We start from the raw sequence: 19,655 nt of genomic DNA, 5'->3' as shown, positions 1-19,655 counted from the left end.
GTACATACCGCTTGTTGGGGCAGAACCACGGCCCACTGCCCGTGCGGCGGCGTCCGGATGTTCCCATGCCGGCGCGCGCGGTGTATGCCCTGCAGGTCGGGGGGTGACGGCCGCCGACTGAGCAGGCGCGGGCCGGGGTAATGGGCGACCCCGGTCCCTCGAAGAACGGTCCCCTGTGCGCTTGGTGGCACACACAGGGGACCGTTCGCCCCAGCAGGACTACTCCACCGTGACCGACTTCGCCAGGTTGCGCGGCTTGTCGATGTCCCGGCCCAGGGCCAGGGCCGTGTGGTACGCGAGGAGCTGGAGCGGGATGCCCATGAGGATCGGGTCCAGCTCGTCCTCGTTCTTCGGGACGACGATCGTGTGGTCGGCCTTCTCCTGCTCCTGGTGGGCGACCGCGAGGATCTTGCCGCTGCGGGCCTTGATCTCCTCCAGGGCGGCGCGGTTCTTCTCCAGGAGGTCGTCGTCGGGGACGATCGCGACCGTCGGCAGGGCGGGCTCGATGAGGGCGAGCGGGCCGTGCTTCAGCTCGGAGGCGGGGTAGGCCTCGGCGTGGATGTAGGAGACCTCCTTGAGCTTCAGGGAGGCCTCGCGGGCCACCGGATAGCCGCGTACGCGCCCGATGAAGAGCATCGACTTGGCCTCGGCGAACTCCTGCGCCAGCTTCTTGATCTCGTCCTCGCGCTCCAGCATCTGCTCGATCTGCGCGGGCAGTTGCCGCAGGCCCGCGATGATCCGCTTGCCGTCGGAGACCGACAGGTCGCGGATGCGGCCCAGGTGCAGGGCGAGCAGCCCGAAGGCGACGGTGGTGTTGGTGAAGCACTTGGTGGAGACGACGCAGACCTCCGGGCCCGCGTGCACGTACACGCCCGCGTCGGCCTCGCGGGCGATGGCGGAGCCGACGACGTTGACGACGCCGAAGACGCGGGCGCCCTTGCGCTTGAGCTCCTGCACGGCGGCGAGCACGTCATAGGTCTCGCCGGACTGGGAGACGGCCACGTACAGGGTGTCGGGGTCGACGACCGCGTTGCGGTAGCGGAACTCGGACGCGGGCTCGGCGTCGGCGGGGATGCGGGCCAGCTCCTCGATCATCTGGGCGCCGATCATGCCCGCGTGGTACGAGGTGCCGCAGCCGAGGATCTTCACGCGGCGCACCTTGCGGGCGTCGTGCGCGTCCAGGTTCAGGCCGCCGAGGTGCACGGTGGAGAAGCGGTCGTCGATGCGGCCGCGCAGGACGCGGTCCACGGCGTCGGCCTGCTCGAAGATCTCCTTGTGCATGTACGTGTCGTGGCCGCCCATGTCGTACGACTCGGCCTCCCACTCCACGGTGGTCGGCTCGGCCGAGGTGCGCGAGCCCTCGGTGGTGTACGTGCGGTAGTCGTCGGCCTTGATGGTGGCCATCTCGCCGTCGTCGAGGGTGACGACCTGGCGGGTGTGCGAGACCAGGGCGGCGACGTCGGAGGCGACGAACATCTCCTTCTCGCCGATGCCGAGGACGACGGGCGAGCCGTTGCGGGCGACCACGATGCGGTCGTTGAAGTCGGCGTGCAGGACGGCGATGCCGTACGTGCCCTCGATGTGGCGCAGCGCCTCGCGGACCCGGTCCTCCAGCTTCTCGGCCGTGGAGCGGGCGATGAGGTGGGTGAGGACCTCGGTGTCGGTCTCGGAGCGGAACTCGACGCCGTCGGCGATCAGCTTGGCGCGCAGCTCGGAGGCGTTGTCGATGATGCCGTTGTGGACGACGGCGACCTTGTTCTCGCCGTCCAGGTGGGGGTGGGCGTTCTCGTCGGAGGGAGCGCCGTGGGTGGCCCAGCGGGTGTGGGCGATGCCGGTGGTGCCGGTGAAGCGCTTGGGGACGCGGGCCTCCAGGTCGCGGACGCGGCCCTTGGCCTTGACCATCTTCAGGCCGGTGGCCTTCGGGCTGGTGATCACGACGCCCGCGGAGTCGTAGCCGCGGTACTCCAGGCGCTGGAGGCCTTCCAGGAGGAGCGGGGCGACGTCGCGCTTACCGATGTATCCGACAATTCCGCACATAAAGGGTCCCCTCGGGTCGGGCGGTTCGTACGTGGAACGGACGGGGCTAGCCGTAGACCATGCGGCGCAGCTGCCGGAGCGTGAGCTCGGGCGGCGCGACCGCGCGGTACCGCAGGTCCGCCGCGATCCGCTCGAAGATCTCCGCGTTCACCAGGCCCTGACCCTGGAGTTCGCGGTGGCGGCGGCGGACGAACTGTTCGGCCGTCTCGTCGAAGTAGGCGAGCACGTCCTGGATCACCCGCAGGGCCTCACCGCGCTGGAGCGAGGAGGACCGGGTCAGGTGATCGACAAGTTCTTCGTGCACCCGTTGATCCTGGGGTACCGAGGGAGCTTTCGCAAGAATCCTGCCCGATATCGGGCAGGACCGGCTTGGTCTGTACTTTTATCGGGTCCTGATCGGGTCCTGAAGGCCTTCACATCCGCTTCAGGACCGCCTGCTTGGCCGCCGCGAACTCCTCGTCCGTCAGGATCCCGCTCCGGTGCAGCTCGCCCAGCTCCCGCAGGCGCCTCAGGAGCGCGTCATGGCCGTCCTCGGCCGGGGCGGCGGGCAGCGCGGCCGCCGCCTCGGCGGCCGGTGCGTCCTGGGCGAGCGCCTTCGCGGGCGCGGCCGGGTGCGGCAGGCGGGCCTGCACGGCCGCCGCGACCAGTGCCATCAGGGGGTCCTTCTTGAAGCCCCACAGCTCCACCGAGTTCGGGTCGTACTTCGGCGGGGCCTTCGTGGGGGAGTTCTTCACCGTGAACCGCAGATAGCCGTTCTCCAGGCCGATGGCGGGCTGCCACTCCACGGCGGCCACGTCGGCCAGCGCGATGGAGCGGGTGCCGGAGGCCGCCTTGGCCTCCTCCGTCTTCCAGTTCCACTCCAGGCGGACGTTCTCCCCGTCGAAGCTCACCGTGGCGTCGCCCGCGGCGACCTGCAGCGGCACCGAGGGTCCCGGCAGCAGATAGCTCTCGCAGCCCTTCGCGGGCACCTGCTCCAGGAGCAGCGCGTTGCGCACCTCGTCGACCACGTACTCCGCGACGCCGTACCGGTCCGACTCCACCGTCAGCTGGTACGGATCGGAGGCGTCGGCGAGCTTGCCGCCCGTCGCCTGGAGCAGCGGGTCCGCGCCGTCGCGCAGCCGCAGCCGCAACCGGCCGCTCTTCTTGCCCTGTTCGAAGGCGATGCCCGCCAACGCCGCCAGGGGCAGCGTCAGTTCGCCTAGGGTCTTGCGCAGCAACGAGACGGCTTTGTCGCGGCCCGGCACGAGCCGCAGCGTCTCTCCGTCGAAGGTCCAGGTCCCGTCGCGCTGGATGATTTCCGCCATGAGCCGATTCTCGCACCGCAGGCCAGGGCGGGTGGTCTACACCTTGACCCGGTCTGGGGTGCGCGGTACGCATGGTGACGGTTCGACTGCGTCACATCCGCGTTGCCCGGCGAAGGGACCCGCTTGTGAGACAGCACCGCAGAACTGCCTGTGTCATCGGATCGCTCCTGCTGATCGCCGCCGCCGGCACCTCGTCGTCGGCGGCCACCTCCGGCTCGGCCGACTCCGGCACCGCGCGCGCCGACCCCATCCCGCTCGGCCGGATCGTTCCGGTGCCCATGACGGCCGAACCGGGCGGACCCGCCTTCGAGATCACCGCCAAGACCCGCATCCGCGTGGGCGACCGCCCCGAGGAGCGCCGCGTCGGCGAGTACCTCGCGAGCGTCCTGCGCCCCTCCACCGGCTACCGCCTCCCCGTCACCGACCGCTCCGGCGCCGACGGCATCCGGCTGCGCCTGAGCGCCGACACGGAGAACAAGGTCCTCGGCGACGAGGGCTACCGCGTGATCTCCAAGCGCGGCTCCCTCACCATCACGTCCTGGTCGCCCACCGGACTCCTCCACGGCGTGCAGACCGTCCGGCAGCAACTGCCCGCCGCCGTCGAGAAGAAGACCAAGCAGCCGGGGCCGTGGCGGATCGCCGGCGGCACCATCAAGGACAAGCCGCGCTTCGCCTACCGCGGTTCGATGCTGGACGTGTCCCGGCACTTCTTCCCCGTCGAGCACGTCAAGCGCTACATCGACCAGCTGGCGCTCTACAAGATGAACAAGCTGCACCTGCACCTGAGCGACGACCAGGGCTGGCGCATCGCCATCGACTCCTGGCCGCGCCTGGCCACCTACGGCGGCTCCACGCAGGTCGGCGGCGGCCCCGGCGGCCACTACACCAAGGACCAGTACAAGGACATCGTCGCCTACGCCGCGTCCCGGGGTCTCCAGGTGATCCCGGAGATCGACATGCCGGGCCACACCAACGCCGCGCTCGCCTCGTACGCCGAACTGAACTGCGACGGCGTCGCGCCGCCGCTGTACACCGGCACGGCCGTCGGCTTCAGCTCGCTGTGCGTGAAGAAGGACGTGACGTACGAGTTCGTGGACGACGTCGTCCGGGAGCTGGCGGCGCTCACGCCCGGCGGGACCGTGCACATCGGCGGCGACGAGGCGCACTCCACGAGCCACGAGGACTTCGTGACGTTCATGGACAAGGTGCAGCCGATCGTCACCAAGTACGGCAAGGGCGTGATGGGCTGGCACCAGCTGGCGGGCGCCAACCCGGTCAAGGGCGCCGTCGCCCAGTACTGGGGCTACGACCGCACCGGCCAGGCCGAGCGCGACCAGGTCGTGAACGCGGCCAAGAACGGCACCAAACTGGTCGTCTCCCCGGCCGACCGTGCCTACCTCGACATGAAGTACCACAAGGACACCCCGCTCGGCCTGTCCTGGGCCGGGTACGTCGAGGTGCAGCGCTCCTACGACTGGGACCCGGGCACGTATCTGCAAGGAGCCCCGGCGGACTCGGTCCTCGGTGTCGAGGCGCCGCTGTGGACGGAGACCCTGTCCACGCCCGCGCAGCTGGACTACATGGCGTTCCCGCGCCTGCCCGGCATCGCCGAACTCGGCTGGTCGCCCGCGGCCACGCACGACTGGGACACGTACAGGAACCGGCTCGCCGAGCAGGCCCCGCGCTGGGACGCGCTCGGCATCAACTACTACAAGTCGCCGCAGGTGCCCTGGCCCACGAAGTAGACCCGGAGCAGACCCGGAGCAGACCCGGGCACGGCTGAGCGGGGCTCCGCGGGACCGTCCGCGGAGCCCCGCCCGGTCTAGGCGATCGGGTTCTTCAGGGTCCCGATCAGCTGGAGGGCGCCCGCGGGGTCGGCGAGGTCCAGCATCTGCTCGTTGTCGCGCAGCTGGAGCCGGTTCAGGCAGGACAGCGCGAACTCGGGCGCGAACATGTCGTACTGCCGGAACTTGTCGGCCAGTTCGGGCATCGAGTGCTGGTAGTCGCGGACGCACTCGGCGACCGTGCGCCAGAAGACGTCCTCGTCGAGACGGCCCTCGGTGACGAGGCTCGCGGACAGGAAGCGGAAGAAGCAGTCGAAGACGTCGGTGAGGATCGACAGGAGTTTGCGGTCCTCGGGCACGTCGACGCGGATCCGCTCGACCTCGGGCGGAAGGACCGCCGTCGGATCCATCACGGCGATCTCCTCGGCGATGTCCTTGAACAGGACCCGGTCGACGACACCGTCCTTCAACACCATGATCACGTTCTCGCCGTGCGGCATGAACACCAGGTCGTAGGCGTAGAAGCAGTGCAGCAGCGGCGTCAGATAGGCGCGCAGATAGCGGCGCAGCCACTCGGCGGGGGCCAGGCCCGAGCGGTCCATGAGGGCGCCCGCGAAGGACGCCCCGGCGCGGTCGGTGTGCAGGAGCGACGCCATGGTGGCGAGCTGCTCGCCCTCGCCGAGGCCGGGCACCGGGCTCTCGCGCCACAGCGCGGCGAGCATCTTGCGGTACGGCGAGTAGCGGTCGGTGGCGGCCTCGTACTCCAGGTGCCGGTAGCCGACGGCGGCGCGCTCGCGGATGATGCCGAGGCCCGTGGACCTCAGGACCTCGTCGGCGCGGACGAGGCCGTACAGCCAGTCGTTGATGGCCGGGGTCGCCTTCATGTACGTGGCCGAGAGTCCGCGCATGAAGCCCATGTTGATGACGGACAGGGCCGTCTTCACATAGTGCTTGGCCGGGGCGGAGGCGTTGAAGAACGTCCGGATCGACTGCTGGGCCAGATACTCGTCGTCACCCTCGCCCAGGCACACCAGGCGCCGGTCGGCGACCTCGGCGGCGAAGGTCACGGAGAGCTTGTTCCACCACTGCCAGGGGTGGGCCGGGATGAGGAGGTAGTCGGCCGGGTCGAGGTCCTGGGCGCGCAGCACGGCGTCGAACCGGTCCAGGGTCTCGCGGCCCAGCTCGGCCCGCAGGAACGACTCGTACTCCAGGCCCTCGCCCGCGGTGAACGCGGCCCGGTCGCGCCGCGCCGCCAGCCAGATCAGCCGGACGGGGCTCGCGGTCTCGGGGGCGTACGAGAGGTACTCGTGCACGCCGAAGCCGAGCCGTCCGTTGTTGGCGACGAAGCAGGGGTGGCCCTCGGTCATGCCGGTCTCGATCTCCTGGAAACCGGCGGTGGCCAGGTCGGCCGCACAGACGTGGGGCTTGGCGAGTTTGAAGCAGGTGCCGGAGAGGGTGGAGGAGATCTCCTCCAGGTACACCGGCAGGACCTGCTCGCTCAGGCCGAGGGCGCCGCGCAGCTCGGTGAAGAACTCCAGTGCGTTCAGGGGGAGTTCGGCGCCGTCGCGGTGGCGGGTGATCGAGTCGGCGTCGACGCCCCAGTGGTCGAGGGCGAAGACGCGGGCGGCGAAGCGGTAGCGGGTCAGGCCGTCGTCGCTGCGCACGACGTACCGGCCGTGGCCCAGCTCCTCCGGGGTGAGCAGCCGCTCGTGCGCGAACTCGGCGAGTGCTTTGCGGATGAGGAGCCGGTTGGCCTCGGCCCAGCGCTCGGGGTCCAGATGGTCCACGGCCTCGGCCTGCGGGGACAGGCGGGTGCGGGGTGGGGCGGGCGTCAGGGTCATGTCCGTGCTCCAGAGACTGCGGTGGGGCGTGCCGCCACGGCGTGGCGCACCACGGCGGCGTCGTAACTCTCGCGGGTGCAGAAGCTGAGCAGCGCCCGCTTCTCCGGCTTGTCGATCTCGCGCTCCGGCACGAAGCCGACCTCCTCGTTGAGGCGGTGCACGGCCGTGTTGGTGACGTCGGGTTCGACGACGACGCGGTGGGTGCGCGGGTCGGCGAACAGGTGCTCCATCACCGTGGAGATGACGGCGCGGGTGAAGCCGTGCACGGGCCGGTCGGTGGGGGCGACCAGGAAGTGCATGCCGACGTCGCCGGGCTCGGGCTCGTACAGGCCGACCAGCTCGATGTACCGGGGGTCGTAGCGCTCCATCAGGAACGCGGGCTCCCCGTCGTGCAGGCCGACGAACGCGTCGTGGTGCCGGGAGGCGGCGATGGCCATGTACTCGCGCTCGATGTCCTGGAGCCTCGCGCCCTGGAGCAGCCAGAAGGCCGCCTTGGGGTGGGTGACCCAGGAGTGCACCAGCTCGGCGTCCTCGAAGGGGTCGAGGGGGCGCAGGGCGAGGGTGCCGACGCCCCGGTCCTTGTTCGGCCTGCGTCTCATGCCGCTCGTGCCGCTCGTCCTGCCTGTCCCTGTCATCCAGCTCATACGGCGAACTCCTGGAAGGCGATGGACTTCTCGACCGGGTAGACCTCGCGGCCGAGCAGCTCACGGATGATGTACGCGTTGCGGTACGGGCCCATGCCCAGGTCGGGGCTGGTCATGGAATGGGTGTGGACGGCGGCGTTCTGCAGGAAGACACCCCGTCCTGTTGCGTCCACGGAGTAGTTGCGGGCGACGTCGAAGCGGCCGCGCCCGTCGAAGCGCAGGTGCTCGCGCAGCGGTTCCAGGAAGGCGGGGACGGCGTACCGGTAGCCGGTGGCGAGGATCAGGCCCTCGGTCGTCATCTCGAAGTCCTTGCCCTGCTCCTCCTGACGCAGGCCTAGGGTGTAGACACCGCCCGTGTACCGGGCTTTCTGCAGGCTCGTGTTGGTGAGCAGCCTGGTGGGCACGGGCCCGTCGAGGTTCTTCTGGTACAGCAGGTCGAAGATGGCGTCGATCAGCTCCCCGTCGATGCCCTTGAACAGGTTCTTCTGCTCGCGCTCCAGGCGGTAGCGGGTGTCCTCGGGCAGCGCGTGGAAGTAGTCGATGTACTCCGGAGAGGTCATCTCCAGGGTCAGTTTCGTGTACTCCAGCGGGAAGAAGCGCGGCGAGCGGGTCACCCAGTTGAGGCGGTAGCCGTGGATGTCCATGTCGGCGAGCAGGTCGTGGTAGATCTCGGCGGCGCTCTGACCGCTGCCCACGACGGTGAGCGAGTTCTTCTTCTGCAGCTCCTCCTTGTGCTCCAGGTAGCGGGAGTTGTGCAGGAAGTCGCCGCCGAGGCCGTCGCACGCCGCCGGGATGTGCGGCGGGGTGCCAGTGCCGAGGACGAGGTGGCGGGCGCGCAGGGTGTCGCCGGAGTCCGTCGTCACGTCGTACACGCCGTTTTCGTACGACACCCGGGTCACGGTGGTGCCGAAGCGGACGGAGGAGAGTTTCCCCGCGGCCCAGCGGCAGTAGTCGTTGTACTCGCGGCGCAGCGGATAGAAGTTCTCGCGGATGTAGAAGGAGTACAGGCGGCCCGACTCCTTCAGGAAGTTCAGGAAGGAGTACGGGGACGTGGGGTCGGCGAGCGTCACCAGGTCCGACATGAACGGCGTCTGCAGATGGGCGCCGTCCAGGAACATGCCCGCGTGCCACTCGAAGTCCGGCTTGGACTCCAGGAACAGGCCGCTGAGGTCGTCCAGGGGCTCGGTGAGACAGGCCAGGCCGAGGTTGAAGGGCCCGAGGCCGATGCCGATGAAGTCGTACGTCGGCTGCGCTGCGCGGAGGTCAGCTGGCGCGGTCAAGGTTCTCTCCCAGGTACTGCTCGGCGTGGCCGGCTATCAGGTCGAGGACGGCGGCGATGTCGGCGGCCGTGGTCTCGGGGTTGAGCAGGGTGAACTTCAGGTACTGGCGGTCGCCGACCTTGGTGCCCGCGACGGCGGCGGCGCCGGAGGCGAACAGGGCCTTGCGGGCGTACAGGTTGGCGCGGTCGATGGCGGCCGGGTCGCAGATCGCCGCCGGGATGTAGCGGAAGACGAGGGTGGAGAGGCTCGGCTGGACGACGACGTCGAAGCGCGGGTCGGCGGCGAGCAGGTCGAAGCCCTCGGCCGCCAGGTCGCAGACCTCGTCGAAGAGGTCGCCGATGGCGTCGGCGCCCATCACGCGCAGCGTCATCCACAGTTTCAGCGCGTCGAAGCGGCGGGTCGTCTGGAGGGACTTGTCGACCTGGTTGGGGATGCGCTCCATCGCCGCGCGCCGCGGGTTCAGATACTCGGCGTGGTACGTGGCGTGCCGCAGCGTCGCCGCGTCCCGGACCAGGAGCGCGGACGAACTGACCGGCTGGAAGAACGACTTGTGGTAGTCGACCGTGACGGAGTCGGCGCGCTCGATGCCGTCGAGCAGGTCACGGCGGGTGCGCGAGGCGAGCAGACCGCAGCCGTAGGCGGCGTCTACGTGCAGCCACGTCTCGTACTGCGCGCAGAGGTCGGCGATCTGCGGCAGCGGGTCGATGGAGCCGAAGTCGGTGGTGCCCGCGGTCGCGACGACGGCCATGGGGATCAGGCCCTCGCGGTCGAGGCGGGCCAGCTCGCGGGCGAGCGCCACGGTCTGCATGCGCTTGTCGCGGTCGGTGGGGATCACGATGACGGCGTCCTGGCCGAGGCCGAGCATCTTCGCGGCCTTCTGGACGCTGAAGTGGCCGACCTCGGAGGCGAGAATGCGCAGCCGGTCGGGGGAGTCGGTCTTGGCCTCCTCGCGGGCGAGCAGCAGCGCCTGGAGGTTGGACTGGGTGCCGCCGGAGGTGAACACGCCGTCGGCGGCGGGCCCGAGGCCGATGCGCTCGGCGGTCCAGTCGATCAGGCGGCGCTCGATGAGGGTGCCGCCCGCGGACTGGTCCCAGGTGTCCAGGGAGGAGTTCACGGCGGTCAGGACGGCCTCGCCGAGCACGGCCGGGATGACGACCGGGCAGTTGAGGTGGGCCAGGTAGCGGGGGTGGTGGAAGTAGACGGCGTCGCGCAGGTACAGCTCGTCCAGCTCGTCGAGGGCGGCGCCGGTGTCGTGCAGCGGGGTGTCGAGGTCGACGGCCTCGACGCGGGGGGTGAGAGCGTCCGGGGAGACGCCGGTGAACGGGCGGGAGGTGGTGGCGATTCTGGCCGCCACCCGCTCGACTCCTTCGGTCACGGAGGCGCGGTACCGCTCCGTGGTGGTGTCATTGAGCAGGTGCGAGCGCATGAACTGTCCTCCAGGTGAGGGGACTTGGTCGCGCCCCCGGGACAGGGCACAGCAGGGAGGGCCGGGGGCGCGACATGGAACTTAGGTTAGCCTAACCTAAGTTCATCGCAACAGGGTTCTGGGCCCCCTTCTGTCCCACAAGTCACCCGGAAATTCACGAGCCATCCACAAACCCGCAGGTCACAAACGCAGCACCGCCCGGCTGCGGAGAGCAGCCGGGCGGTGCGCGGGGGGATATATCAAGCCCGTCCGGCGTTTGAGGACGAGCAAGGCCGCAGGCCGCGACTCAGCGGTGAGCCAAGGCCGACGTACACCGACCCGACGGTCAGGAAACCTTCTTCGCCTTCTCGATGGCCTTGGCCAGATCCTCCAGGATCGGCGCACACTTGGCGTACGAGAAGATCGGCTCGGTCACACGCGGGATGACCTGCCCGGCCTTGACGGCAGGCAGCTTGCCCCAGGTGGGCTTCTGCTTCGCCAGGTCCGCCGGCTGCAGAGCCGACGTGCGGTTGTCCATCATGATGACGTCGGCCTTGTAGGTGTCGACGTTCTCCCAGGACAGGTTCTGGAACCAGCCCCCGCTCTCCTTCTTGGCCTTCTCCGGCGGCTCGACGATGTTCACGCCGAGCGCCTTGAAGTACTCCAGGTCGGCGGAGAGGTCGGAGCCGGAGACGTAGAAGATGTCGGCGCTCGCCGAGCCGACCAGGACCTTGATCTCCGGGCGGGACTTCGCGGCCTTGCGCAGCCGCTCCGCCGCGGCCTCGAAGCGCTTCTTCGCCGTGACGACCTTGTCGGACTTCACGTCGGCGCCGAGCGACTCGGCGAGGGCGAGGATGCGCTCCAGGGGCTTGGTCATCTGGCGGTCGTAGACGGAGACGCCGACGCTCGGGGCGAGCTTCAGGATCTTGTCCTTGGACTGCTCGGGGACGTACCAGAGGGTGCCCTTGTCGTCGAACATCGTGGAGATGAGCACGTCCGGCTGGAGGCCCACGTACTTCTCGATGTTGAACTGGTCCCAGGCGTTGCCGAGGATGGTCACCTTGCTGATGTCCATGTCACCGGCCTGGACGTCCGGCTTGCCGTCCTTGGTCTTGGTCGGGCCGAAAACACCCTTGACCTCGACGCCGTAGTCGTACAGCGCGGCCGCGACACCGGTGAACGCCACGATGTTCGCGGGCGTCGCGTCGGCCTTGGCCGTCTTGCCGCGGTCGTCCTTGAAGGACCAGGGGCCGCCGTCCTTCGTGCCGCCGCCCGAGCCACCGCTCTTGTCCTTCTTCTCGTCCCCGCAGGCGGCGAGGACGGCGGTGAGCCCGAGGGCGCCGCCCGCGGCGAGGATGCCGCGGCGCGAGGGCGTGCGGAGGCTGTGCGACATGAGGTCTCTGCTTTCGTACGGGGCACTGGCCGGAAGTGGTGCTTAGGTTAACCTAACCTTCCTTCCGGTCCAGTGGTCCCCCGCCTCAGCCGGTGGCCTCCCGGGCCCTCAGCTGGTCAGACCCAGCTCCCGGGCGATCAGCATGCGCTGCACCTCGCTCGTGCCCTCGCCGATCTCCAGGATCTTGGAGTCCCGCCACATCCGCGCCACCGGGTACTCGTTCATGAAGCCGTACCCGCCGTGGATCTGCGTGGCCTCGCGCGCGTTGTCGACGGCGACCGTCGAGGAGTACAGCTTCGCCAGCGCCGCCTCCTTCTTGAACGGTTCGCCGGAGACCAGCCGCGAGGCCGCGTCACGCCAGGCGAGCCGCGCCGTGTGCGCCTTCATCTCCATGTCGGCGATCTTGAACTGGATCGCCTGGTTGCTGCCGATCGGCCGCCCGAACGCGTGCCGCTCCTTGGCGTACTTCACCGACTCGTCGACACAGCCCTGCGCAAGCCCCGTGCCGAGCGCCGCGATCGCGATCCGGCCCTCGTCCAGGATCCGCAGGAACTGCGCGTACCCGCGCCCGATCTCACCGAGGAGGTTCGCCCGCGGCACCCGCACGTCGGCGAACGACAGCTCCCGGGTGTCCGAGGCGTTCCAGCCGACCTTCGAGTACGGCGCCGCGACCGTGAAGCCCGGCGTGCCGGACGGCACGATGATCGAGGAGATCAGCGGCTTGCCCGCGTCCGTGCGCCCCGTCACGGCCGTCACCGTCACCAGGCCCGTGATGTCGGTCCCGGAGTTGGTGATGAAGCACTTCGTGCCGTTGATGACCCACTCGTCGGTCGCCTCGTCCAGGCGTGCCGTCGTGCGCGTGCCGCCCGCGTCGGAGCCGCCGTCGGGCTCGGTCAGGCCGAAGGCGCCCAGGATCTCGCCGGAGCACAGCCGCGGCAGCCACTCCCGCTTCTGCTCCTCGGTGCCGAACAGGTGCAGCGGCATCGCGCCCAGCGAGACGCCCGCCTCCAGCGTGATGGCCACGGACGAGTCGACGCGCGCCAGCTCCTCCAGGGCGATGCCGAGCGCCAGGTAGTCGCCGCCCATGCCGCCGTACTCCTCGGGGAAGGGCAGCCCGAAGAGGCCCATGCGGCCCATCTCGCGCACGATCTCGTACGGGAACTCGTGCCGCTCGTAGAGGTCGCCGATCTTCGGGGCGATCACGTCGTGGGCGAACGCCTCGACGGTGCGCCGCAGTTCCTCGTGTTCGGGGGAGAGGTGGTGGTCCATCGTTCTCACTGCTCCTGGTGGGAGAGGGCACGCACGGTGCGGGACGGGCTCGGTCGGCCCAGCTGGTCGGCCATCCACACGCTGGTGGCGGTGAGACGGCCGAGGTCGACCCCGGTCTCGATGCCGAGGCCGTGAAGCATCCACACGAGGTCTTCGGTGGCGAGGTTTCCGGTGGCGCTCTTGGCGAACGGGCAGCCGCCGAGGCCGCCCGCGGACGCGTCCACGGTGGTCACTCCGTGCTGCAGGGCCGCCAGGGTGTTGGCGAGCGCCTGGCCGTAGGTGTCGTGGAAGTGCACGCCGACGCGGTCCGTGGGCACGCCCTGTTCGTTGAGGGCGGCGAGCAGTTCCTGTACGTGGCCGGGGGTGGCCACGCCGATGGTGTCGCCGAGGCTCAACTCGTCGCAGCCCATGTCGAGCAGCGCCTTGCAGACGCGGACGACCTGAGCGATCGGGACGGCGCCCTCCCAGGGGTCGCCGAAACACATCGACAGATAGCCGCGCACGTGCACCTGGTCGTGCGCGCTCTCCGCCTCCTTCGCGCGCGCCACCACCGGCTCGAACATGGCGAGCGCCTCGTCCACCGTGCGGTTCAGGTTGGCCTTGGCGAAGGACTCGGTGGCGCTCGCGAACACCGCCACGCGGCGGGCGCCGAGGGCGAGGGCGCGGTCGAGGCCGCGGGCGTTCGGGACCAGGACCGGCAGGTGCGTGCCCTTGGTCCGCGCGAGGTCGTCGAGCAGCGGGAACAGCGCCTCCGCGTCGGCCAGTTGGGGCACCCACTTGGGGTGGACGAAGCTGGTCGCCTCGATCGTGGTCAGGCCCGCGTCGGCCAGGCGGTGGACGAACTCCGCCTTCACCTCCGTGGGGACCGTCGCCTTCTCGTTCTGCAGGCCGTCCCGCGCGCCCACCTCGTGGATGCGGACGCGGGGCGGCAGGTCCTCGGTGGGGACGACCATCGGCAGGGCGCCGGGGGCTTGTGCGGTCATGACGCGTCCTCCTCCGCGGGGGTCACCACGGCCAGGACCTGGTCCATGGCGACCGTGGTGCCCGGGGTGACGTCCAGCTCGGTGACGGTGCCGGCGTGCGGCGCGGAGATGACGTGCTCCATCTTCATCGCCTCCACGACCAGGAGGCTCTGGCCTGCGGTCACCTCGTCGCCGGGGGCCACCTTCACGACCGTCACGGTGCCGGGCATCGGGGCCGTCAGCGCGTCCACGCCCGCGTGGGCGGCGCCGCTGAGGGCGGCCTCTACGGGGTCGTAGTCCTGGACGTGCCAGGCGTGGCCGTGCTGGCCGAGCCAGGTGTCGGCGGTGTGGAAGGTGTGGGTGCGGCCTTGGTGGTGGAGGGTGACGGTGGTCGGCCCTGCCGGGGGCTCCCCAATCCCGCCCCTTCCCGAAACCGGGGGCAGGCCCCCGGGCCCCCAGGCCGTCTCCCCGGAGGGGAGCCGGATCTCGGTGCCTTCGGCACCGGGCCGGGTGCGCACGACGACCGGTTCGTGCCCCGGTACGCGCAAGTGGTGCACGGTCCACGCGGCTTCGCCGCCGAGCCGCCAGCCGTTGGGCACGGAGAACGGGTCCAACCAGGCCCCGTCCGCCTCGCCCGCCGGGCGTACTCGCACCAACGCCGCCGCCCCGTACACCTCCACCGGAACATCGGCGTCGACCAGACCCTCGGCCTCCCGCTCCACAAGCCCGGTGTCCAACTCCCCGGCCACCACCGCCGGGTGGGCCAGCAAGCGCCGCAGGAACCCCGCGTTGGTCGGCACCCCCAGGGTGACCGTCTCCGCGAGCGCGCCGCGCAGCTTGCGCAGCGCCGTCGCCCGGTCGGGCCCGTACGCGATGACCTTCGACAGCATCGGGTCGTACAGGCTCCCGACCTCCGTGCCCTCGCTGAGCCCGGAGTCGGTGCGCACCCCGTCGCCGGACGGCTCGTGCAGGGCGAGGACCGTGCCGCCGGACGGCAGGAATCCCCGCGAGGGGTCCTCGGCGCAGACGCGAGCCTCCACGGCGTGCCCGGTGAGGCGCACATCCTCCTGCGCGAAGGGCAGCGGCTCGCCGGACGCCACCCGCAGCTGCCACTCGACCAGGTCCAGGCCGGTGATCAGCTCCGTCACCGGGTGCTCGACCTGGAGGCGAGTGTTCATCTCCATGAAGTAGTACGAGGCGGGGTCGTCGCCGGGCACGATGAACTCGACGGTGCCCGCGCCGACGTACCCGCAGGACCGCGCGGCCTCCACAGCGGCGGCCCCCATCGCGGCGCGCGTCGCCTCGTCGAGGAGGACCGAGGGGGCCTCCTCGATGATCTTCTGGTGGCGCCGCTGGAGGGAGCACTCGCGCTCGCCGAGATGCACGACGTTGCCGTGCGCGTCGGCGAGGACCTGGATCTCGATGTGCCGGGGCCGGTCCACCCACCGCTCGACGAGGAGGGTGTCGTCGCCGAAGGAGGCGCGGGCCTCGCGCCGGGCGGCGGCGATCTCGTCGCCGAGCAGGGCGGCGTCCCGGACCAGGCGCATGCCCTTGCCGCCGCCGCCCGCGGACGGCTTCAGGAGCACGGGGGTGCCGATCTGGCGGGCGGCGTCGACGAGTTGGGCGTCGGTGAGGCCGCTGCCGGTGGAGCCGGGGACGACGGGGACCCCGGCCTTCCGTACGGTCTCCTTGGCGCGGATCTTGTCGCCCATCAGGTCGATGGCGGCGGCGGGCGGTCCGATGAAGGAGAGCCCGGCGTCCGCGCAGGCCGCCGCGAAGGCGGCGTTCTCGGCGAGGAAGCCGTAGCCGGGGTGGACGGCCTGGGCGCCGGACGCGGCGGCGGCAGCGAGGAGCCGCTCGGCCGACAGATAGCTCTCGGCGGCCGGGGCGGGCCCGAGCCGCACCGCCGTGTCGGCCTCGCGGACGTGCCGGGCGTCGGCGTCGGCGTCGGAGAAGACGGCCACCGAACGGACGCCGAGCGTCCGCAGCGTACGGATGACACGGACGGCGATCTCGCCCCGGTTGGCCACAAGGACTGTGTCGAACATGCTCATGGGGTCTGGTCCCTCACATCCGGAAGACGCCGAAGCCGCGTTCGCCCAAGGGCGCCCCGGCACACGCGGTCAGAGCCAGGCCGAGCACCTGGCGGGTCTCCAACGGGTCGATGACACCGTCGTCCCACAGCCGTGCCGTGGCGTAATAGGCGTTGCCCTGCTCCTCGTACTGCGCGCGGACCGGGGCCTTGAAGGCGTCCTCGTCCTCGGCCGACCACTCCTCGCCGCGCGCTTCGAGTTGGTCGCGCTTGACGGTGGCGAGGACGGACGCCGCCTGCTCGCCGCCCATCACGGAGATCTTGGCGTTGGGCCACATCCACAGGAAGCGCGGCGAATAGGCCCGGCCGCACATGGAGTAGTTGCCCGCTCCGTAGCTCCCGCCAACCACCACCGTCAGCTTCGGGACCCGGGTGCAGGCCACGGCCGTGACCATCTTCGCGCCGTGCTTGGCGATGCCCCCGGCCTCGTAGTCGCGGCCGACCATGAAGCCGGAGATGTTCTGCAGGAAGACCAGCGGGATGCCGCGCTGGTCGCACAGCTCGATGAAGTGGGCGCCCTTCTGGGCGGACTCGGAGAACAGGATGCCGTTGTTCGCGACGATCCCGACGGGGTGGCCGTGGATGTGCGCGAAGCCCGTCACCAGGGTCTGGCCGTACTCGGACTTGAACTCGGCGAAGCGCGAGCCGTCGACGACGCGGGCGATGACCTCGCGGACGTCGTAGGGCGTGCGGGAGTCCGTCGGCACCGCGCCGTACAGACCGAGCGGGTCGACCTTCGGCTCCTCGACCGGGCGGACCTCCCAGGGGATGGTGCCGCGCGCGGGGAGCGTGGAGACGATCGTGCGGACGATGCGCAGGGCGTGCGGGTCGTCCTCCGCGAGGTGGTCGGTGACGCCCGACACCCGGGAGTGCACCTCGCCGCCGCCCAGCTCCTCGGCCGTGACGACCTCGCCGGTCGCGGCCTTCACCAGGGGCGGGCCGCCGAGGAAGATCGTGCCCTGGTTGCGGACGATCACGGCCTCGTCGCTCATCGCGGGGACGTACGCCCCGCCCGCCGTGCAGGAGCCGAGGACCGCCGCGATCTGCGGGATGCCCGCGCCGGACATCCGGGCCTGGTTGTAGAAGATCCGCCCGAAGTGCTCGCGGTCGGGGAAGACCTCGTCCTGCATCGGCAGGAAGGCGCCGCCCGAGTCGACCAGGTAGAGGCAGGGGAGACGATTCTCCAGCGCCACCTCCTGCGCCCGCAGGTGCTTCTTGACCGTCATCGGGTAGTACGTCCCGCCCTTGACGGTCGCGTCGTTGGCGACGATGACGCAGTCGCGCCCGCTGACCCGGCCGACGCCCGCGATGACGCCGGCCGCCGGGGCCGCGCCCTCGTACATGCCGTCGGCCGCGAGCGGTGCCAGTTCGAGGAAGGGCGAGCCGGGGTCGAGGAGGGCGTCCACGCGGTCACGCGGCAGCAGCTTGCCGCGCGCCACGTGCCGCTGCCGGGCGCGCTCGCCGCCGCCGAGCCGGGCCGCCGCGAGTTTGCCGCGCAGCTCCTCGGCCAGGGCGCGGTGCGCCGTCTCGTTCGACCGCCAGGCTTCCGAGGCGGGGTCCGCCGCGCTCGCGAGGACTGGTGCCTGTTGCATCCGCTGTGCTCCCACTGTTAGTGAGCGTTAACGTATGCCGCCAAGGTTAACGACCGCTAACCGCCCTGTCTAGAATTGCTTCCATGGCCACCAGGACCGACGCCCCCACCCGCCGCGAGCAGATCCTCAAGGAAGCCGCCCGGCTCTTCGCCGAGCGCGGCTTCCACGGCGTCGGCGTGGACGAGATAGGGGCCGCGGTCGGGATCAGCGGGCCCGGCCTGTACCGCCACTTCGCGGGCAAGGACGCGATGCTCGCCGAGCTGCTCGTGGGGATCAGCGAGCAGCTGCTGCGCGGCGGCGAGCGCCGGGCCGCGGAGGCCGCGGGGTCGCCCGTGGCCGTGCTCGACTCGCTCATCGAGGGCCACATCGACTTCGCCCTCGACGACCGCTCGCTGATCACTCTCCACGACCGCGAGCTGGACCGCCTGCGGGACAGCGACCGCAAGCTGGTGCGCTCGCTCCAGCGGCGGTACGTGGAACTGTGGGTGACCGCGGTGCGGGACGTGTACGCGGGCCTGGCGGAGGCGGAGGCGCGGGCATCCGTGCACGCGGTCTTCGGCCTCCTGAACTCGACGCCGCACCTGGGGCGGCCGGGGTCGCTGCCGGGCCGGGAGGGGATGGCGGGCCTCCTGAGCAGGTTGGCGCACGGGGCACTGGCATCGGCGGCAAGCGAGAACTGACCGGCGGGGTGACATCGAACCGGGCGGGCAATTCAAGCCTGTCCGGCGTTTGAGGACGAGTAGGCCGAAGGCCACGACCGGCGGCGCCCCAGAACCGGCGGTCACGATTCTCGCCCTGGACGGTCACGCGAACCCACGGGTAACCTCCCCCTGAGCAAGCGCTTAGCCAAGAAGCACTTGGCCGGATCCGTGACCCAGGGAGCTCAATCGTGCGCCGAACCGTTTTCACCGAGGACCACGAGGCATTCCGGGAGACCGTCCGGGCCTTCATCGAGGCCGAGGTCGTGCCCGTGTACGACGAGTGGTTCGCGGCGGGCCAGGCGCCGAGGGACTTCTACTACAAGCTCGCCGACCTCGGCGTCTTCGGCATCCGCGTCCCCGAGGAGTTCGGCGGCGCCGGTATCGACTCGCACAAGTTCGAGGCGGTCATGTACGAGGAGACGGCCCGCGCGGGCGTCTCCTTCGGCGGCTCCGGCGTACACGTGCTGCTCGGCCTGCCGTACATCGAGATGCTCGCCACCGACGAGCAGAAGAAGCGCTTCCTGCCCAAGTTCGTCTCCGGCGAGGAGATGTGGGCGCTCGCTATGACCGAGCCCGGCACCGGCTCCGACGTCGCGGGCATGAAGACCACCGCCAAGCTCTCCGAGGACGGCACGCACTACGTCCTCAACGGCGCCAAGACCTTCATCACCGGCGGCGTGCACGCCGACCGCGTCATCGTCTGCGCCCGCACCTCCGCCCCGCGCGAGGACGACCGCCGCTTCGGCATCTCCCTGTTCGCCGTCGACACCAAGTCCGCGGGCTACTCCGTCGGCCGCAAGCTCGACAAGCTCGGCCTGAAGGTCTCCGACACCGCCGAGCTGGCCTTCGTCGACGTGCAGGTCCCGGTCGAGGACCTGCTCGGCGAGGAGAACAAGGGCTTCGGCTACCTCGGCCACAACCTCGCCTCCGAGCGCTGGGGCATCGCGTTCGGCGCGTACGCGCAGGCCAAGGCCGCCGTGCGGTTCGCCAAGGAGTACGTCCAGGAGCGCGCCGTCTTCGGCAAGTCCGTCGCGTCCTTCCAGAACACCAAGTTCGAACTGGCCGCCTGCCAGGCCGAGGTGGACGCCGCCGAGGCCGTCGCCGACCGCGCCCTGGAGGCCCTGGACGCGGGTGAGCTGACCCCCGCCGAGGCCGCGTCCGCGAAGCTGTTCTGCACCGAGGTCGCCCACCGCGTCATCGACCGCTGCCTCCAGCTGCACGGCGGCTACGGCTTCATGAACGAGTACCCGATCGCCCGCCTGTACGCGGACAACCGCGTCAACCGCATCTACGGCGGCACCAGCGAGGTCATGAAGATGATCATCGCGAAGTCGATGGGTCTGTAACTCGC

At 70.4% G+C, this 19,655-nt stretch carries 15 protein-coding genes; 3 read left to right on the top strand and 12 right to left on the bottom strand.

Annotation, left to right across the window (positions count from 1 at the left end):
* Positions 1-219: 219 nt before the first annotated feature.
* The 3 genes from glmS to OO63_RS12285 form a co-directional block, all read right to left on the bottom strand.
* Entirely contained in the window at positions 220-2,037 is a 1,818-nt protein-coding gene (gene glmS, locus OO63_RS12295) for a glutamine--fructose-6-phosphate transaminase (isomerizing) (protein WP_030360001.1), read from the bottom strand.
* 46 nt (positions 2,038-2,083) lie between these two features.
* Positions 2,084-2,341: a hypothetical protein gene (locus tag OO63_RS12290; protein WP_030360000.1), complete on the bottom strand. Its 258-nt coding sequence runs from the start codon at positions 2,339-2,341 to the stop codon at positions 2,084-2,086.
* A 109-nt stretch (positions 2,342-2,450) separates the two neighbouring features.
* Complete coding sequence (locus OO63_RS12285) at positions 2,451-3,341, bottom strand: DUF4429 domain-containing protein (protein WP_030359999.1); 891 nt, start codon at positions 3,339-3,341, stop codon at positions 2,451-2,453.
* Positions 3,342-3,466: 125 nt separating this feature from the next.
* Here OO63_RS12285 and OO63_RS12280 point away from each other — a divergent pair, with 125 nt between their 5' ends.
* Positions 3,467-5,086: a beta-N-acetylhexosaminidase gene (locus OO63_RS12280; protein WP_030359998.1), complete on the top strand. Its 1,620-nt coding sequence runs from the start codon at positions 3,467-3,469 to the stop codon at positions 5,084-5,086.
* 77 nt (positions 5,087-5,163) lie between these two features.
* Here the strand turns inward: OO63_RS12280 and OO63_RS12275 are convergent, their stop codons facing one another.
* From OO63_RS12275 to OO63_RS12235, 9 genes are all read right to left on the bottom strand, one after another.
* Entirely contained in the window at positions 5,164-6,966 is a 1,803-nt protein-coding gene (locus OO63_RS12275) for an IucA/IucC family protein (protein ID WP_051810786.1), read from the bottom strand.
* Positions 6,963-7,565 (bottom strand): GNAT family N-acetyltransferase, encoded by a 603-nt coding sequence (locus OO63_RS12270; protein ID WP_030359996.1) that lies wholly within the window; start codon positions 7,563-7,565, stop codon positions 6,963-6,965. Before OO63_RS12270 ends, OO63_RS12275 begins: the two co-directional genes overlap by 4 nt.
* A gap of 41 nt (positions 7,566-7,606) precedes the next feature.
* Entirely contained in the window at positions 7,607-8,890 is a 1,284-nt protein-coding gene (locus tag OO63_RS12265; RefSeq protein ID WP_078619089.1) for a lysine N(6)-hydroxylase/L-ornithine N(5)-oxygenase family protein, read from the bottom strand.
* Positions 8,874-10,316, bottom strand: a complete 1,443-nt coding sequence (locus OO63_RS12260) for a pyridoxal phosphate-dependent decarboxylase family protein (RefSeq protein ID WP_030359994.1) — start codon at positions 10,314-10,316, stop codon at positions 8,874-8,876. Before OO63_RS12260 ends, OO63_RS12265 begins: the two co-directional genes overlap by 17 nt.
* 325 nt (positions 10,317-10,641) lie before the next feature.
* Positions 10,642-11,688, bottom strand: coding sequence for an ABC transporter substrate-binding protein (locus OO63_RS12255; protein ID WP_030359993.1), 1,047 nt, complete (start codon positions 11,686-11,688; stop codon positions 10,642-10,644).
* A 108-nt stretch (positions 11,689-11,796) separates the two neighbouring features.
* A complete protein-coding gene (locus tag OO63_RS12250) occupies positions 11,797-12,957 on the bottom strand; it encodes an acyl-CoA dehydrogenase family protein (protein WP_030359992.1) in 1,161 nt (386 codons plus the stop codon).
* Between the two features lie 5 nt (positions 12,958-12,962).
* Positions 12,963-13,940: a hydroxymethylglutaryl-CoA lyase gene (locus OO63_RS12245; RefSeq protein ID WP_030359991.1), complete on the bottom strand. Its 978-nt coding sequence runs from the start codon at positions 13,938-13,940 to the stop codon at positions 12,963-12,965.
* A complete protein-coding gene (locus OO63_RS12240) occupies positions 13,937-15,967 on the bottom strand; it encodes an acetyl/propionyl/methylcrotonyl-CoA carboxylase subunit alpha (RefSeq protein WP_030359990.1) in 2,031 nt (676 codons plus the stop codon). Before OO63_RS12240 ends, OO63_RS12245 begins: the two co-directional genes overlap by 4 nt.
* 19 nt (positions 15,968-15,986) lie before the next feature.
* Complete coding sequence (locus OO63_RS12235; RefSeq protein ID WP_030359989.1) at positions 15,987-17,603, bottom strand: carboxyl transferase domain-containing protein; 1,617 nt, start codon at positions 17,601-17,603, stop codon at positions 15,987-15,989.
* Between the two features lie 83 nt (positions 17,604-17,686).
* Here OO63_RS12235 and OO63_RS12230 point away from each other — a divergent pair, with 83 nt between their 5' ends.
* Both OO63_RS12230 and OO63_RS12225 read left to right on the top strand, forming a co-directional pair.
* On the top strand, positions 17,687-18,283 hold the full coding sequence (locus tag OO63_RS12230; protein ID WP_030359988.1) for an SACE_7040 family transcriptional regulator: 597 nt from the start codon (positions 17,687-17,689) through the stop codon (positions 18,281-18,283).
* 209 nt (positions 18,284-18,492) lie between these two features.
* The gene (locus OO63_RS12225; protein WP_030359987.1) at positions 18,493-19,650 is read left to right on the top strand and encodes an acyl-CoA dehydrogenase family protein; all 1,158 of its coding nucleotides are present in this window, start codon (positions 18,493-18,495) and stop codon (positions 19,648-19,650) included.
* The last annotated feature ends 5 nt before the right edge of the window (positions 19,651-19,655 follow it).

Origin of the sequence: Streptomyces alboflavus (genome assembly GCF_000716675.1) — a bacterium.
Lineage (GTDB): Bacteria > Actinomycetota > Actinomycetes > Streptomycetales > Streptomycetaceae > Streptomyces > Streptomyces alboflavus.
Note: the sequence above shows the minus strand (reverse complement) of the source record. Positions and strands in the feature narration are given on the sequence as shown.

Excerpts from the sequence above, each read along its gene's own strand:
- OO63_RS12275 (WP_051810786.1), bottom strand. The coding sequence starts at position 6,966 with ATGACCCTGACGCCCGCCCCACCCCGCACCCGCCTGTCCCCGCAGGCC.
- OO63_RS12255 (WP_030359993.1), bottom strand. The coding sequence starts at position 11,688 with ATGTCGCACAGCCTCCGCACGCCCTCGCGCCGCGGCATCCTCGCCGCG.
- OO63_RS12235 (WP_030359989.1), bottom strand. The coding sequence starts at position 17,603 with ATGCAACAGGCACCAGTCCTCGCGAGCGCGGCGGACCCCGCCTCGGAA.
- OO63_RS12285 (WP_030359999.1), bottom strand. The coding sequence starts at position 3,341 with ATGGCGGAAATCATCCAGCGCGACGGGACCTGGACCTTCGACGGAGAG.
- OO63_RS12270 (WP_030359996.1), bottom strand. The coding sequence starts at position 7,565 with ATGAGACGCAGGCCGAACAAGGACCGGGGCGTCGGCACCCTCGCCCTG.
- glmS (WP_030360001.1), bottom strand. The coding sequence starts at position 2,037 with ATGTGCGGAATTGTCGGATACATCGGTAAGCGCGACGTCGCCCCGCTC.
- OO63_RS12250 (WP_030359992.1), bottom strand. The coding sequence starts at position 12,957 with ATGGACCACCACCTCTCCCCCGAACACGAGGAACTGCGGCGCACCGTC.
- OO63_RS12240 (WP_030359990.1), bottom strand. The coding sequence starts at position 15,967 with ATGTTCGACACAGTCCTTGTGGCCAACCGGGGCGAGATCGCCGTCCGT.
- OO63_RS12260 (WP_030359994.1), bottom strand. The coding sequence starts at position 10,316 with ATGCGCTCGCACCTGCTCAATGACACCACCACGGAGCGGTACCGCGCC.
- OO63_RS12245 (WP_030359991.1), bottom strand. The coding sequence starts at position 13,940 with ATGACCGCACAAGCCCCCGGCGCCCTGCCGATGGTCGTCCCCACCGAG.
- OO63_RS12230 (WP_030359988.1), top strand. The coding sequence starts at position 17,687 with ATGGCCACCAGGACCGACGCCCCCACCCGCCGCGAGCAGATCCTCAAG.